This is a genomic window from Leisingera coralii, from assembly GCF_049056525.1.
GTDB lineage: Bacteria > Pseudomonadota > Alphaproteobacteria > Rhodobacterales > Rhodobacteraceae > Leisingera > Leisingera coralii.
Map to the genome: position 1 here is coordinate 1 of NZ_JBHUPT010000077.1, position 14501 is coordinate 14501.

The 14501-nt window shown below is 67.4% G+C and carries 17 protein-coding genes; all 17 read right to left on the minus strand.

All coding sequences use genetic code 11. The annotated features are described in order from the left end of the window. Positions 1 to 219 precede the first annotated feature (219 nt). Complete coding sequence (locus ACFMBG_RS20975) at positions 220 to 528, minus strand: DUF7742 family protein (protein WP_421056625.1); 309 nt, start codon at positions 526 to 528, stop codon at positions 220 to 222. Next, positions 525 to 4439, minus strand: coding sequence for a baseplate multidomain protein megatron (locus ACFMBG_RS20980; protein ID WP_421056626.1), 3915 nt, complete (start codon positions 4437 to 4439; stop codon positions 525 to 527). The genes ACFMBG_RS20975 and ACFMBG_RS20980 overlap by 4 nt, the downstream gene beginning before the upstream one ends. Beyond that, positions 4439 to 5005, minus strand: coding sequence for a C40 family peptidase (locus ACFMBG_RS20985; RefSeq protein WP_421056627.1), 567 nt, complete (start codon positions 5003 to 5005; stop codon positions 4439 to 4441). The genes ACFMBG_RS20980 and ACFMBG_RS20985 overlap by 1 nt, the downstream gene beginning before the upstream one ends. Next, complete coding sequence (locus ACFMBG_RS20990; protein WP_421056628.1) at positions 5002 to 5889, minus strand: DUF2163 domain-containing protein; 888 nt, start codon at positions 5887 to 5889, stop codon at positions 5002 to 5004. The genes ACFMBG_RS20985 and ACFMBG_RS20990 overlap by 4 nt, the downstream gene beginning before the upstream one ends. Next, on the minus strand, positions 5886 to 6518 hold the full coding sequence (locus ACFMBG_RS20995; RefSeq protein WP_421056629.1) for a phage distal tail protein, Rcc01695 family: 633 nt from the start codon (positions 6516 to 6518) through the stop codon (positions 5886 to 5888). Before ACFMBG_RS20995 ends, ACFMBG_RS20990 begins: the two co-directional genes overlap by 4 nt. A gap of 17 nt (positions 6519 to 6535) precedes the next feature. Continuing rightward, a complete protein-coding gene (locus tag ACFMBG_RS21000; RefSeq protein ID WP_421056630.1) occupies positions 6536 to 7195 on the minus strand; it encodes a phage tail tape measure protein in 660 nt (219 codons plus the stop codon). Further along, the gene (locus tag ACFMBG_RS21005) at positions 7188 to 7403 is read right to left on the minus strand and encodes a rcc01693 family protein (protein WP_421056631.1); all 216 of its coding nucleotides are present in this window, start codon (positions 7401 to 7403) and stop codon (positions 7188 to 7190) included. Before ACFMBG_RS21005 ends, ACFMBG_RS21000 begins: the two co-directional genes overlap by 8 nt. After that, the gene (locus ACFMBG_RS21010; RefSeq protein WP_421056632.1) at positions 7400 to 7720 is read right to left on the minus strand and encodes a gene transfer agent family protein; all 321 of its coding nucleotides are present in this window, start codon (positions 7718 to 7720) and stop codon (positions 7400 to 7402) included. Before ACFMBG_RS21010 ends, ACFMBG_RS21005 begins: the two co-directional genes overlap by 4 nt. Before the next feature lie 2 nt (positions 7721 to 7722). Beyond that, a complete protein-coding gene (locus tag ACFMBG_RS21015; protein ID WP_421056633.1) occupies positions 7723 to 8136 on the minus strand; it encodes a phage major tail protein, TP901-1 family in 414 nt (137 codons plus the stop codon). Positions 8137 to 8182: 46 nt separating this feature from the next. Further along, the gene (locus ACFMBG_RS21020) at positions 8183 to 8590 is read right to left on the minus strand and encodes a DUF3168 domain-containing protein (RefSeq protein ID WP_421056634.1); all 408 of its coding nucleotides are present in this window, start codon (positions 8588 to 8590) and stop codon (positions 8183 to 8185) included. After that, positions 8587 to 8919 carry a head-tail adaptor protein gene (locus ACFMBG_RS21025; RefSeq protein ID WP_421056635.1) on the minus strand — a complete coding sequence of 111 codons (333 nt, stop codon included), beginning with the start codon at positions 8917 to 8919 and terminating at the stop codon, positions 8587 to 8589. The genes ACFMBG_RS21020 and ACFMBG_RS21025 overlap by 4 nt, the downstream gene beginning before the upstream one ends. Continuing rightward, positions 8916 to 9515: a head-tail connector protein gene (locus ACFMBG_RS21030; protein ID WP_421056636.1), complete on the minus strand. Its 600-nt coding sequence runs from the start codon at positions 9513 to 9515 to the stop codon at positions 8916 to 8918. The genes ACFMBG_RS21025 and ACFMBG_RS21030 overlap by 4 nt, the downstream gene beginning before the upstream one ends. Before the next feature lie 180 nt (positions 9516 to 9695). Continuing rightward, complete coding sequence (locus ACFMBG_RS21035) at positions 9696 to 10877, minus strand: phage major capsid protein (protein ID WP_421056637.1); 1182 nt, start codon at positions 10875 to 10877, stop codon at positions 9696 to 9698. Between the two features lie 15 nt (positions 10878 to 10892). Further along, positions 10893 to 11459 carry an HK97 family phage prohead protease gene (locus ACFMBG_RS21040; RefSeq protein ID WP_421056638.1) on the minus strand — a complete coding sequence of 189 codons (567 nt, stop codon included), beginning with the start codon at positions 11457 to 11459 and terminating at the stop codon, positions 10893 to 10895. Between the two features lie 26 nt (positions 11460 to 11485). Beyond that, the gene (locus ACFMBG_RS21045) at positions 11486 to 11710 is read right to left on the minus strand and encodes a GTA head formation protein, RCAP_rcc01685 family (protein WP_222453187.1); all 225 of its coding nucleotides are present in this window, start codon (positions 11708 to 11710) and stop codon (positions 11486 to 11488) included. After that, a complete protein-coding gene (locus tag ACFMBG_RS21050; protein ID WP_421056639.1) occupies positions 11703 to 12917 on the minus strand; it encodes a phage portal protein in 1215 nt (404 codons plus the stop codon). Before ACFMBG_RS21050 ends, ACFMBG_RS21045 begins: the two co-directional genes overlap by 8 nt. Positions 12918 to 13145: 228 nt before the next feature. Beyond that, complete coding sequence (locus ACFMBG_RS21055; RefSeq protein WP_476703270.1) at positions 13146 to 14441, minus strand: DNA-packaging protein; 1296 nt, start codon at positions 14439 to 14441, stop codon at positions 13146 to 13148. Positions 14442 to 14501 lie beyond the last annotated feature (60 nt).

Consider the following 14501-nt stretch of genomic DNA (forward strand, 5'->3'; position numbering starts at 1 on the left):
GTGGATTTGTTTTGCTGAGAAGCGCTTGAGGGCGCATTCTGCTTCCTCGAGACGCCTGCCCAAGCATGCGGGCCAGCCTGTCAGCCTCAAGGACAAGCCGCGCCGGGGCACGGGGACCTGCGGTCCTCCTTGACCCTGCCAGGCTGCCTAGGCACGCAACCGCGCCGCCGTCAGGCGGCGCCACGCCCAACGGCTGGCCGGGCAGGTTTCCTGCACGGATCAGCGGGCGGGAGCCTCCCCGTCTGCCTTAAAAATTGCCGCCAACTCTCGCAGCACCAGCCGGGTACAGTGCAGATATTCCGGATCATCCAGGAACACCTCGTCCGCCAGCGCATACCGCCGTGCTGCGGCACTCAATGAGCCATCACCCCAGCGCGGATGCAGCCTGCCAAACAAACCCGCATAGGCCGCAGCCTCCGCCGCGCCGCTAAAAATCCTGCGGCACAGGCGCAGCCGTTCGCGGTCCGGCACCGCCAGCAGCGCCCGCGCCACGGCGGTCACGTCGCCGGGCAGCACCGGCCGCCTCATCCCAGCACAACCTCCGCCGTTGGCCCGGCGCCGAACCGGGCCGACCTTTGCGCCACCTCCAGCACGTCGCCGGCCTGAACGCCGTCCTCGGCCTGTGCCACTGCCGGGTAGCTCCACGCGGGCGTGCCGGAGGTCTCCTCCCGCAGCACCGTGCCGCCGCGCATCACCCGGATCCGGTAGGCCTCAACCTCCTCGCCCAGCGGCACCTCCTCCAGCTCCCAGCTGTCGCCCTCGATCCGGGTCCGGCGCACCCAGACAGCGCTGATGTCCGCGCCCAAAGCACCGCTCAGCCGCAGATGCACCGGCGAATAGGGCCTCAGGCCATTGCCGTCGAAGCTCTCCTGCAGATGCACATAAGACGGGTCATCCAGCGCCCGGCGCGCCGGGCCGATCCGGTAGTGCCGCACCCGGCGGCGCTGCTCCGGCGCCAGGTCCAGCTGCACCGGTGTGCCGTCCAGCAGCACCACGTATGAGCCCGCGGGCCAGACATCCGGCATCAGCCCATCTGTCCCCTGCTGGCCGCGCAAGCGGCCCCGCAACAGATAGGTCTGCGGCGCAATCAGCTCCGCCTCGCGGAACTGGAACAGCTCCCAGTTGCCCGGGGTTCCATCGCCGATTGCGGCCGCATTGGCACCGTTCAGCACTGCCTCGACGGTCCGGCTTTCCAGACTGGCGGAAATCAGCTTCACCTGCAGATCCGCCCCCAGATCCCAACGCCCCGCGCCTGCGGCAAACAGCGGCGTTTCGGTGACCCCGACCACCTGCCGCGCAGCGATCACCTGCTCCAGCGCGTAGTTCTCATCCGCCTCCGAACCATAAACCGCCACGCTGCCGGGCCAGGCCTGCGCCGTCAGCGCCAGGTGCGGCGCATGGGGCACCTCATCGCCGCGCATCAGCGGCAGGTCCATGAACAGGGGCAGCACCGGTCCGGACGCGGCAAAGGCGTTGACGCCGGGCAACTCCTCCGCCACCGCGGCCAGGTCATAGGTGCCGGGCTCGATCCGCACCGCCTCCACCAGCTGCGCCTCACCCTGTTCCACCCGGTCGATGCGGTACAGCTGATCACCGCCCTCCAGCGGCAGCGACACCACATCCCCGGCCCCCAGATGCAGCATCGACGGCGGCAGCTGGAACCGCAGTGCATCGCGTGAAATCCGCGCCTCGGCCAGCCAGCGGCCGGCCACCTGGCGCGCCTCGGCCCGGGTCATCGCCAGCGGCAGTTCGGTCTGGCTGACGCTGTGGGTGGCCTCGTCGGGCAAGACAGCCTCCACCGAGCCGGCAGCATGGTCGCCGCCCCATTCAGTGAACCGCAGCCGCACCCGTCCCGCCAGCTCCGCCTCGCTGGAGCGGCTCAACTCGGTGGTGCCCTCCAGCTCCTCGCTTTCGGCCAGATGCTCCAGCGCCAGCGACTCGGCACCGGTGCCCTTGCGCATCCGGAACTGCAGCAGCCCGTCGCGTTCCACCGCATCAAACCCGTGCCGCAGAATCAAGGGCTGCAGCACCGCGCGCGCATCGCTCACATCCGGGTTCACATAGCCATGCACAACGCCATACAGCTGCGAGACATCGAAATCCTCCAGTCCCGCCCGCCGGCACACCTCCGCCACCACCGAAGCGAGCGTCCGCTGCCCGGCCCGCCCGTTCAGCCAATGGCCGCGCAGGTAGTTTTCGCCGTCGTTCCAGATATCCAAGCGGCTGGGAAAGGCCGGAAACGGCCGCGCGTCCCAGGCCCAGACATAGGCGTTGGACATATCCAGCATCGGCCCGCCGTATTCGTCCGAGACCGGGTTGTTGGCTTCCTCGCCCCAGTAACCAAGGATCGCGCGCAGGTAGTGGATCTGGATAAGATCATCACGCAAGCCGTTGGAATATTTCGGCAGTTTCGATTCCGAGCTTTTCGGGTCCAGGAACTTGTTGGGCTGGTTGGTGCCCTTGTCGATGGCGGCGCAGCCCAGTTCAGTGAACCAGATCGGCTTGCTCTGCGGTTCCCAGGCGGTCGGCGCCGCCTGCCGCACCCCGCCGATCCGCTCGTAGTGTTCATTGAGCCACCAGTTGCGGATATCCTTGTAGCGCCAGATCCAGGGTTCATCATGGGCACCGTCGGTGATCGGGGTGCGGATCTGCGCCACCTCTGCCTCGGACGAATGGTAATACCAGTCATAGCCCTCGCCGCCCTCCACGTTGCTGCGCAGGTAATCAAGGTCATAAATCGCCGGCACGCCGGAGCGCGCGTCCAGGTGATCCTCCCCCTCGCGCCAGTCGCTGAGCGGCATGTAATTGTCGATACCGACAAAGTCGATCTCTGGGTCCGCCCACAGCGGGTCAAGGTGGAAATACCGGTCGCCCTCCGGCGACTGATAGCCCCAGTACTCGGACCAGTCTGCGGCATAGCCGATCTTGGTCTCCGCCCCCAGCAGCAGACGCACCTCTGCCGCCAAAGACCGCAAGGCCTCCACCGCCGGAAAGCCGCTGGCGCCGCGGATCTGGGTCAGCGCCCGCATCTCCGAGCTGATGCAAAACGCCTCGACGCCGCCCGCGGCAGCGCACAGCGCGGCGTTGTGCAGGATGAAACGGCTGAGGCTCCATTCATCCGGCCCGCTGTAGCTGACGGTCCCGTCGCCCACGGTGAAATCCGCCGCCGTGACGGTGGCAAAGAATGCCGCCACCTCCGCATCCGCAGCCGCCGTGCCATCGGGTGAGCCGGGCTGCCCCGGCGCCGCGGACAGCGTGATCCGCCCCCGCCACGGCAGATGCGGCTGGCTGGCGCCGCCGGTCCAGGGATCCGGCAGCGCGTTGCCCTCGGCCTGGTCCATCAGGATGAAGGGGTAAAACATCACCCGCAGGCCCCTGCCTCGCATCTCCCGGATCGACTGGATCACCGAGGCATCGGCCGGCGTGCCGCCATACAGCGGCGTGCCGTCCTGGGTCAGAACCTGCTCCGCTGATGCGCGGGTCAGCCCGCTGACGCTCCACGGCATACTGCCTTCGGCGTCCTTGTGCTCCACCTTGGGCTCGAGGGTGCTTTCGCCGCAGCGCAGGTCATTGCCGAACCAGGACACGATCAGCGAGGCCGCACCGCAGGACGGCAGCTCCGCCTCCAGCGCGTTCAGCGAGGTCTTGAGGTCGGAAAGCCCCGAGGGCGTATGCTCGTTGGCCGGTTTGGCATCCCCCGGCCCGCCGGAATACTGCACGGTGTCGGCGGCCAGCGCGTATTCGCCGGTGCCTGGCATCAGCGCCACCCCCTGCACCAGCTGGCCCAGATCCTGCGCATAGGTGCTGCTGTCGGGCTGCTCAGGCCGCAGCACATCAAAGGAGAACTGCGGCACACGGTTGCCGAACCGGGACAGCTCCAGGTTCTCCATCACCACATAAGCCGTCCCGCGGTAGGCAGGCACTTCGCCTGCGCCCTCGATCGCCTCCATCACCGGGTCGGGCAGCTGATCGGCAGTCCCCCGGTAGACGGTCATGTTCAGATCCTTGGGCGCCACTTCCTCCCCATCGGCCCAAACGCGCGAAACGCTGGCGATCTCCCCCTCGCACAGCGCTATCGCCAGCGACACGGAATAGCTGTAGCTGGTGACTTGCGGCTGGCTGGGACGGCCCTTTCCGCCGCCGCCGCTTGTGGTGGAAGTTTCCAGGAACCGCGACGACCAGATCACCTGCCCGCCCACGCGCATGCGGCCAAAGACCTGCGCTGCCGGACTGCCTTCGCTGGACTGAGTCAGGCGGAAGCGGTCCACCTTGCCGGTTTCCACCGGGGCGGAGCCGGAGCCCAGCAGGCGGTCATCGATCATGCCGCCCAGCGTGGCGCCAACGGCCCGGCCGATCACGGCAGAAGAGAGGCCCGCGACGGTGCCGCCGATTGCACCGCCAATCGCCGCACCTGCGGCAGAGAGAAGAATAGTTGCCATCAGATCAGCTCCTTCGGGAAGTGAAACCGCGCCACGATGCGGCGCTGCCAGGGCGGGCTCAGCGGGCTTTCGACAACCCCGTGACCCGCATAGGCGTGGATGAAGGACGGAACATTTTCTGTCTGTTTCGCCTGGCCGAAGGCCGGGTAGCGTCCGTCCGCCCCCGTCACGCCGGAGGTGTGCTTCCAGCACGAGGGCGGGCGCTTCTCGCCCACCCGCGGTCGGTCGCTGCCCTCACCGATTTGAATTCTCGTTTTGGACTGCACCCCCAAATGCTTGGCCACCGAGCCGTCGCGCATCCGGAACAGGAGAACATCTCCCGGAGCGGCGTCACGGAGCGGCTTGGCCACCAGATGCCGCGCGGCCGCCTGCCACAGCGCCTCGGCACCCTGTGGCTCGGACCAGTCCATCGTATAGGCAGGCGGCACCTCCGGCTCGGCCCCGTATAGTTCCCGCCACAGGCCCCGGATCAGCCCCAGGCAATCGCAACCCGCGCCCCTCCGTGAGGCCTGATGCACATAAGGGGTGCCGATCCAGCCCCGAGCCGCTGCGACCACCCGGCTCACCGGCGGCTGCCCCCGGTGTTCACGCCCGACTGGCGCGGCACCGCCATCACCCAGTCTTCGCCCGGAATGTCGGGGAAACCCTGGAAGTTCAGCAGGTTGTTGAATTTCAGCCGGCAGGTCCCCATGCGCTTGTCACAGCCCGCCTCCAGCCGCAGCATGTCGCCGGGCTGCACCGCTGCCCGGATCGGTTCCCACAGGACAATTTTCCGGCCGTCTGCCTTGGTCTGATCCGCCTTGACCGCTGCCCAGAGCCCCTCCGCCGCGCCGTTGAGAACCGTCAGCCGCCCATTTGTGAACCAGTCCGGTTCAAACCCCGGCAAGCTGTCCCAGCGGAATGCCTCGTTGCGCTCTACCTGGCCGGCGGCCAGCTCCACGGCATAGCCGGGCGTTGACAGGTCGAACCCGCAGGCCCCGTCGCCCAGCACCGCGGTGCAGGGTTTCTGGTAGATCCGCCCCTGCGGCCTGTTCAGCGCTTCGGTCAGCCCGCGCAGCTCCGCCTCAAAGGCGCCGCCGGCCCGGCGGATCTCGCCGATGGAGCCGCGGAACTGCAGCCAGCGCATCGAAACATCCTGCCAGTTGACCAGCCAGCAGCGCACCTCAGCGCCGTCGAACCGGCCGGCCTCGATGTCCTCCTCCCGCACGGCGGCGTCCCTCAGAACCCCCAGCGCCTCGGTGTTGTCGACCGAGAGGCCCGTGGCCTGCTGAACCGCCCGCGCCGTGAGGCCGCTGCCAGGCTGAAACTCAAGTCCGTCAAAGCTCAGCACACAATCGTGGTCGGTGAAGCCCAGCACCGCGCCGTCGCGCCGCTCCAGCGCCCAGCAGCGGCACAGGGTGGTGATGCCGGACTGAAGATGGGCGCGCAACCCATTGGAAAGCCCGCTCATACCCGCACCTCCACCACCGGAACCGCCGGCGCCTCACCCGCCTGAAAAGAGGCGACGCTGGTCTGGATGCTGCCGGTATCGAACCGCACCGGCACGTCGAATTCGAACCCTGCCCGGATGCTGAGGCCCTTCTCCGGCGGATGCGCCAGCGTGACCAGGCCGGTTGCAGTGTCCAGCTCATAGTCGACGCTCTCGCGCAGTTCGTCCTGTTCAATCCCGACCCGAACAGTGCCCGCCACCGGTTTGGTGATCGGGCGCTGATAGGTGAATTCGCCGGAGCGGTAGGTCTTGGCCAGCTGGAACGTCACCGTCGCGCCGTCGCCCTCGGCGATCACCTGATCCCGGAAGTCCGCCTCGGCGCTGGCAAGGGCGGATTTGTAGTCGCTCCAGTCCTTCCAGCGGAAGCCGTAAAGCTGCCCCTGGCGGGCCTCGAAGAAGGCGATGAGCGTCTCGATATCCTCCAGCGCGCGCAGGCCAAGGCCGGCGTTATAGCGGCGGCGGGAGTGCGCCCAGGGAGTGTTGCGCTCCTCGAACCCGTTGGCCAGCGTCACCACATCGGTGCGCCGTTCCGGGCCGCCGACAGACCCAAAGCTGAGCGAAGCGGGAAAGCGGACTTCGTGGAAATTCATGATGTTATCCTCCGTCCTTAACGGTTTCGCCCGCCGCGCGACAGGGCGCGCGACAGCTGGGCGGCGATCTGGCTGCGGCTGCGCTCAAAGCCTTTGACGTCCGGCGTCGTGACATTCATCACCACGTTGACCCCGCCGCCGCCCTGGCTGCGCACGCCAAGCGAGCCGTCCGCGCCACGGGTGAGCGGCAGGATCGCCTCCGGCCCGGCCTCGCCCATCAGCCCGGTGGCTCCGCGCATTGGAAAGGCCACTGGCCCGGTCACGATCCCGCCCTTGGCAAAGGGCATCACCTTGCCCTGGCTGAAGGCGGCGCCGTCGGCAAAGGGGATGATGCCGCCGATCAGCGCGGTCAGCCCGTCGGTCACCATCCCGCTGATATGATTGGTCACCGGCTTCATCGCCGCGTTATAGGTGGTGCGGACCATGCTGCGGGCCAGCGTGTCCATCGCCTCAGACAGGTTGTCCCCATCGAAGGTCAGCCCCGCAAAAGCGCGCCGTAAGCCTTTGGAAAGACTGCGGTCAAAGATCTGCGCATCCCGGCCGGTTTCCGAGAAGCCCTGCTTCACCCGGCCCAAGACATCCGCAAATGCGGCGGCCATGCCGGAGGCGCCGTCGAGCGCCTCACCCAGCGCCTCGCCCTGCAGTTCCAGTTCTGCCATCGAAGATGTGTCAGCCATCCGTCGTCTCCTTGTTATGCGGCGCGGGGTAGTCCGGGAAATCCTGCATCAGCGCTGCCAGGCGGCTGCGCTGCATCGGCTGCGGCGCGGCGGTATCGCCCAGCATCAGCCGCAGTTCCGCCGGGGTCAGCTGCCAGAAGTCCCGCGGCAGCAGTTTCAGCCCCGCCATCCCGGCGCGCATCAGCGCGGGCCAGTCCAGCGTGCTCATGAGCCTTCGGGCACGGAGAAGCTGCGCAGCAGCAGCTCCGCCGCCACCCGCGCCGCCTGGAGCGGCCCGCCGGTGATGGTGGCCGCAGCGAGGTCATCGCGGCTCAGATCATGGCCGCCGCCTTGCAGCCCCGCCGCCAGCAGCGCCAGCACGTCGCGAGCGGAAAACCGGCCCTGTTCGAACCGCTGAACCAGCTCGACCAGCGTGTCTTCCTCCAGCACGGCTTCCAATTCCGCCAGCGCACCGAGTGTCAGCTTCAGCGCGTAAGGGGTTCCATTCACGAGTAATTCCGCCTCGCCTGTGTAGGGGTTTGCCATGATCAGATCGCCGAGAAGCTCAGCTGGCCTGCGCTCGCCAGCGACAGCTCATAGGTCGCCTCGCCATTGTGGCTGCCGGCATATTCCAGCGCTGTCACCTGGAACGGCCCCTGCACGATGCCGAAGTCGGGGATGATCACCTGGAACTCCGGTGTGAGCCCGTCGAAGAACAGCTGCCGGGCGCGTTCGTCCGTCGCCTCATCCCGGAAGATGCCCGAGCCGGAGATATTGGCCGAACGCACACCGGCGCCAGACAACAGCTCGCGCCAGCCGCCCTGGCTTTCGAGACTGGTCACATCGACGCTTTCGGCGTTGAAGCTGATCCTTGTGGCGCGCAAGCCCGCGATGGTTTCGAACAGGCCGGCGCCGTTCATGTCCACTTTGACCAAGAGGTCCTTGCCGTTTTGAACTGTCATGGGGTTTCTCCCAGTATTTCAATTGGTTTGAGGGGTGTTCTGAGGTTCAAACGTCATCCACCCGCGCCCGGAAGCGCAGGGTGATCTGCCTGCCGCCGGTGGTCAGCCGCTCTGCTTTGGCCCGGTCGAACCACAGGCCCGTCAGCTGGCCGCGTGTGAGCGGCACCGAAGCGCCGACCAGCGCGTCGCAGACTGCCGCGGCAGCGGCCTTGGCGCCGGCAAAGCCGGCGGTGTCGGTGGTGACGGTGATGAAGAACCGGTGCTCGGCCCCGCCCGTGGTCTTGTCAGAGCGGTCCAGCACCTCCTCGCTACCCAGCGCCACATAGGTCTGCGGCAAGGGGCCGGCGGGGATCGCGTCATAGATCGCACCACCAACCAGCGCAGCCAGCGCGGCGTCTCCGGTCAGATGGGTGTAGACGGCGGATTGCAGCCCGCCTGCGATGGCATAGGTCATCCGCTCACCTCCTCAACCGCGAAACAGGTGAGGTAGCGGCCGTCCGGACCGTTTTCCGCAACCGCATCAATGCGGTAGAGCCGATTGCTGTCACGGAACCGCTGATCCGGGCGCGGCCTGGATGCAAAACCCTCCGGCGCGGCTCGCAGAGTGATCCGGTATTTCTGCAAAGACACGCTGTCACCTGCCAAGCGGCCGCTCAGGGACTTCACTTCCGCCCAGAGAGTGCCAAGCGCCACCCAGGTCTCGGTATAGCCGCCGGCGCCGTCGGGGCTGCGCTGGGGGTCTTCCAGCACCAGCTTGCGGGTGAGATTCGGGGGCTGTTTCATGCCAGGCCTCCCAGGGTCAGCCGCAGGCTGCGGTAGCGTTCGATAAGGCTGGTGACGCCAAAGGGCATGCAACCGCCATGCAGGCCGGTGTCGGCCCGGTATTCGTAGTAATGCGCCGCCAGCAGCATCACCGCCTGGCCCAGATCGGCGGGCAAGCCGCCCCAGTCCGCGGCCATGCCGGCCTGCAGTGTGATCCGCACCAGCCCGCCCGTGGGAACCGCGGGCAGCAGGCTGCCGGTTGGGCGCAGGCAGGGCCGCTGGCTGTCGCGTTCCAGCCGGTAGAGTGCGGGGTTCAGGACCGTCTCCGCACCTGCGGCGTCGCGGATCATGACCTCAGTCACCGACTGCACCGGGGCAATCGGCAGCACCATTTGCGCGCGGTCGCGCCAGTGGCGGATCTCCAGCTCAAAATCTCGTGTAATCAGTGCCTTGCCGGTCCTTGCTTCGATCGCGGCCAGGGCGGCGCGCAGAAAGCCAAACAGCACCTCGTCCTGCAGGCTGTCCTCGCCAAAGCCGGTGCCCAGACGCAGATGCGCCTTGAAGGGGGCCAGCGGCAGGGCGGCCTCGGGCACGGGGGTCACTTCGCTCAGCATCATCATCTCACTCCTGCGGGCCTCCCCCTGAGCCGGCCCGGGTCTGCTGTCCGGTCTAAGGTTCGGCCGGCACGCACCGTCCCTTGCCGCTCGGACGGAGGGGGAGCAGCTAGACGGCAAGGAAATATGGGGTGCGTGCCAGCCGGCGGACCGGGCTGCCGGTCCGCCATCAGCGCTGAGCGGTTAGCTCAGGCCGAATTTCATCAGCTTGATCGCGGCAAAGTCGCTGACGTCGCCGCCGACGCGTTTGGTCGCGTAGAACAGCACATGCGGCTTGGCGCTGAACGGATCGCGCAACACGCGCAGGTCCGGGCGTTCGGCGATGGTGTAGCCGGCGCGGAAGTCGCCGAAGGCGATGGAGAAGCTGTTGGAGCCCGGATCCGGCATGTCCTCGGCGATCAGCACCGGGTAGCCCATCAGCCGTGCGGGTTCTCCGGCGGCCAGGCCGTCGGACCACAGGAAGCGGCCATCGGCATCCTTCAATTTCCGCAGCATTCCCGCGGTCTTGGAGTTCAGAATGAAGGTACCGTTGGCGCGGTATTCCGCCCCCAGCGCATAGACCAGGTCGATGATCGCATCGCCGCTGCCGACGTCAGCATCCACGCCGGAGGCGATGTAGCCGAGGTTGCCCCAGGTCCAGCTGCCGTTCTCGGCCACCGGGTAGTTGAGGAAGCCCGTGGGCTTGTCCACGCCATCGCCGTTGATGAAGGCATCGGCCTCGGAGCGGGCGAACTTGTCGGCAATGCGGGTGGCCAGCCAGCCCTCGATATCAAAGGCGCTGTCGTCCAGCAGACGTTGCGAGGCCTTGGGCAGCGCGCTCAGCTCATGCAGCGGGATGGTGATGCGGTCGATGGTGCCGGTGGCGGTCTCGGCGGCCGGACCGGTCTCAGTCGCCCAGCCCGCGCCCATTTCGCTGTGGTCGATCAGCACGTCAAAGGAGGTCGCTTCCACATGCACCACCGAAGCCACTGCGCGGATCGAGGCAGAGGACTGCAGCACCGATTTCACGGTCTCCGCGGTCTGCGGGTCGACCAGGTAGCCGCCGTCGCTGTTGACGGCAATGGACATCGCCTTGCCTTCCAGTTCGAGCCCGCGCAGGCCGTCGTCGTCGCCGCTGCGCAGGTAGGCGTTGAACGCCTTCTGATGCGGCGCGCCCGCGTCCTGGCTGGCTGCCAGATGGGGGCGGTTCTGAGAGATTGTCTTACGGTCCAGCATGGTCACTCGCTCTTCTGCCTGTTTCAGCCTTGATTGCACGTCGTCCTGAAACCCCTTGAATTCATGAAGAAAGCCGGTGATGGCCTGTTTCACTTCATGCGCCAGGGGCGCTGCGTCCCCGGTTTGGGCCGGGAGGTCTTGATTGCTCATGATGGGTGTCCTGCTTTAGGGCTGGCCTGCCTTGAGGCCGCTGGTGATCTGGCGCAGGCCGGCGGCCAATGCGCGGAGGGACTCTGCCTCGGCGTCCAAGGCAGAGGATTTGCCCGCCACCCGCGCCGCGGGCAGCATCGGAAAGGTGACCAGCGAGACCTCCCACAGCTCCACCTGGGTCAGATGGCGGGTGCCGTCCTGGGCGCGGGTGGCTTTCTGGGTGCGGTAGCCGATCGAGAGGCCGTCAATGGCGCCCGCTTCGATCAGCGCAGCGGCCTCGGCGCCCTTCGGCGTGGCGGTCAGGATGCGGCCCTTGACGTAAAGCCCGCGCGTGTCCTCGCGCACCTCGTCCCAGACGCCGATGGGCTGGGCCGGATCGTGCTGCCACAGCATCTTGACCGTGCGGCCCTGATCCTTCAGCGCCTTCAGCGATGCCGCATAGGCGCCGCGTGCGACCACATCGCCGCCCTGGTCAGTCTGGCCGAACAGGCTGGCATAGCCGGTGATCTCTGTTGCGTCCTTCAGCGAGAGGTCCTCGCCGAAGCGTGCGAATTTATGTTCAAGCTGGGGCGTTCCCTGCATGATGTTTGCCTCGCAAGTTATTGTTGTTACGGCAATTGAACCGCCAGGAAGGATTGGAAGGCCTGCGCCAGGATCACCGCGGCGACTCCGTAGACGGTGAGCCAGAGGCGTTTTTCCAGCCGCTCCATCATCTGCTCGATCCGGTCGAGGCGGCGGTTCACGGCCTCGTGCTGGATCTGGGCCACCCGCTCATGGGCGGACAGGCGCAATCCCGGTGAGCAATCGAAGGCATGCATCGGGTGCTCAGTCATCCTGTCCGCCCTCCGCTTGCGGCGCGTCTGGGGCTTCTGCGGGCAGCCCCAGCAGCTGCCGCTTTTCCGTGGTGCTCAGGAAATCGGCGGAGGCGACCCGGCGCCACTGCGCCTCGCGCTCTGCCGCCAGTGCGGGCAGCTGGTCGAGGTCGGGCTTCAGCGTCAGCGCCTCGCCGGTCCAGCCGGTCAGCCAGTCGGTCAGCGCAGCGGTAACCTTGGCCACCAGCGGCAGCACGGTCAGCCGGTAGAAGGCGCGGTTGGCCTCCTGGTAGTTGGCGTAGGTGGCATCGCCGGGGATGCCGAGCAGCATCGGCGGCACCCCGAAGGCGAGCGCGATCTCGCGGGCCGCGGTGTCCTTGGTTTTCTGGAATTCCATGTCGGAGGGCGAAAAGCCCATCGGCTTCCAGTCAAGGCCGCCCTCCAGCACCATCGGGCGGCCCGCATTCTTGGCGCCCTGGAAATTCGATTGAATCTCGTCACTTAGAATGCGGAATTGTTGCTCGGACATGCGGCCGTGACCGTCCGATCCTTTCCAGACCAGCGCCCCGGAGGGACGGGCTGCGTTGTCCAGCAGCGCCTTGGACCAGCGCGAGGCGGCGTTGTGCACGTCGATCGCCATCGCCGCCGATTGCAGCGATGAGAGGCCGTAGTGGTCATCCTGCGGGTGGAAGCTCTTGATGTGGCAGATGGGGGATTGGACGCCCTCCACGGTAAAGCGGTGCTTGCGCCCGCCCGCCACATAGTCAAACCCGGCGGGCCAGCCGTCCGGCCCCGGTACCACGTTCATCCGGTCGGAGCGCAGCACGTGCAGCTCTGCGGGTATTCCGGACTCAGAGGCGACGGCTTCGATGTAGGCGTTGCCCGACAGCAGCAGATGGCCATAGAGCGCCTCCAGCAGTTCCGCCTGGGTCTGCGCCGGATTGGGGCGGGCCAGCAGCGCCAGCCAGGGGTGGGTGTCATAGCGCTGGCGGCTGTCCTGCAGCACCAGCGGCACCGCGGCCGCGGCCTCGGCAATCAGGCGGATCACCCGGTGGCCGACCGGGTTGCCGGCAAAGCCGCTGCGGGTCAGGGAAGCGCTGTCGCGCGGGCTCCAGGCGACACGGCCTGCGCCATGCCAGGACACCACGCGGGCGGTCTGGCTTGCTTTCCGCTCCAGATCGGCCTCTGGGATTTCGGGCTTGTTGCGCCGCAGCAGGTCAAAGACCATTGTCCGCTCCTTATTCCTCGGGGTCTGGCGCCGGAGAGCCGCGGGGGCACTGCGCCTTTGCTGAGGATGATTAATGGCAGACAGGCCTGAAGATTTGCCGAGGGGGGCGTACGCCGGGGGCGCAACACCACACCATAATCCTCTGTTTTCACGACAAAACCGCCCGTTGCGAAACGGGCGGCTTGCGGTTTTTGGAGAAGCCGGCTGGCTCTGCAGTCAGTCGTGGACTTACAGCACCCTGACCTGCGGCATCCGGTGCTGTGCGGCCGGTTCAATGATCAGCTCATGGAGGGCCCAGACCAGCGCATCGACCCGGTCGGGAGAGCCGCTGCCGTGGTAGCCCTGCGGAGTCATCAGGCACATCTGATCCTCCAGATCACCCAGTCCCGGCAGATGCCTGACCCGGCCCTGCTCATAAAGAGCGGCGACAGGTTCCGCCCGCGCCGATTTGCCTTTGCGTGCGTGCAAAGCCCGGAACGGCACCAACGGGTCCGCCTGGCGCAGAACGGTCTCCACCAGCGCGCCGCCCTGGTTGACCTCCGCCACCACCCGCTCGGCGTCATAGCTGTCGCGGGCGGCGATCACGGCGCGCGCCCAGGCCAGCGGCCCGGCGCCCTGCACGGTGCAATCGGCCAGAACATAGGCGCGCCAGTCCTGCGGCTTGCCCTCGGTGACGGCTCCTGCGACCACGATGCCGCAGGCGTCCGACCCCTTGCCTGCGCTCACCGCCGGATCGACGGCCACCACCACCCGGTCGAGCGGCGGTGCCTGCGCCACCCGCGCGGCCTCCAGCCCTGCGGTGGACCAGAGGGCGCCCGGCACGTCGGCCAGCAGCACCCCGTCCAGTTCCTGCCGCCCCAGCCGGGTGCCGGCATAACGGGCCCGCATCTCCTCGATGAAGGAGGGCGCGAGGTTGGCGCGGTTGGCCTCGGTCGGGGCGTGGGTCCGCACCGTGCTGGGAGACGCCAGCAGCCGTTTCAGCACCGGCGCATTGCGCGGCGTGGTGGTGACGCAGACGCGCGGATCCCGGCCCAGCCGCAGGGCAAACTGCAGCATGTCCCAGCACTCCTGCCCCTTCTTCCACTTGGCCAGTTCATCCGCCCAGGCGGCGTCGAACTGCGGCCCGCGCAGGGCCTCCGGGTCGCTGGCCGAAAACGCCTGCGCCTCGGCGCCGTTGGGCCAGGTGAGCTTACGCTCCGACGCCTTCCACTTGGGCCGCCGGTCGGGCGGCGAGCAGGCCAGGATGCCGCTGTCGCCGTGGATCATCACGTCGCGCACCTGGTCATAGGTCTCGCCCACCAGCGCCACCCGCCGGGCAGTGCCGGGATCATGAGGCCGCGGTCCTTCGACCTGGGAGCGGACCCATTCGGCCCCTGCCCGCGTCTTGCCCGCGCCGCGTCCGCCCAGGATCACCCAGGCGCGCCACTTGCCCGCCGGCGGCTGCTGATGCGCCAGCGCCCAGAAGCCGAACAGATGCGGCAAGGCGCATATTGCCTTACCGGTCAGTTCGGCTCTGTTGCACAAATTGGCTGATGGCCGGGGTTCCCCTTTCCCCGGACAGACTTATCCCACGGGCTCTGTGAC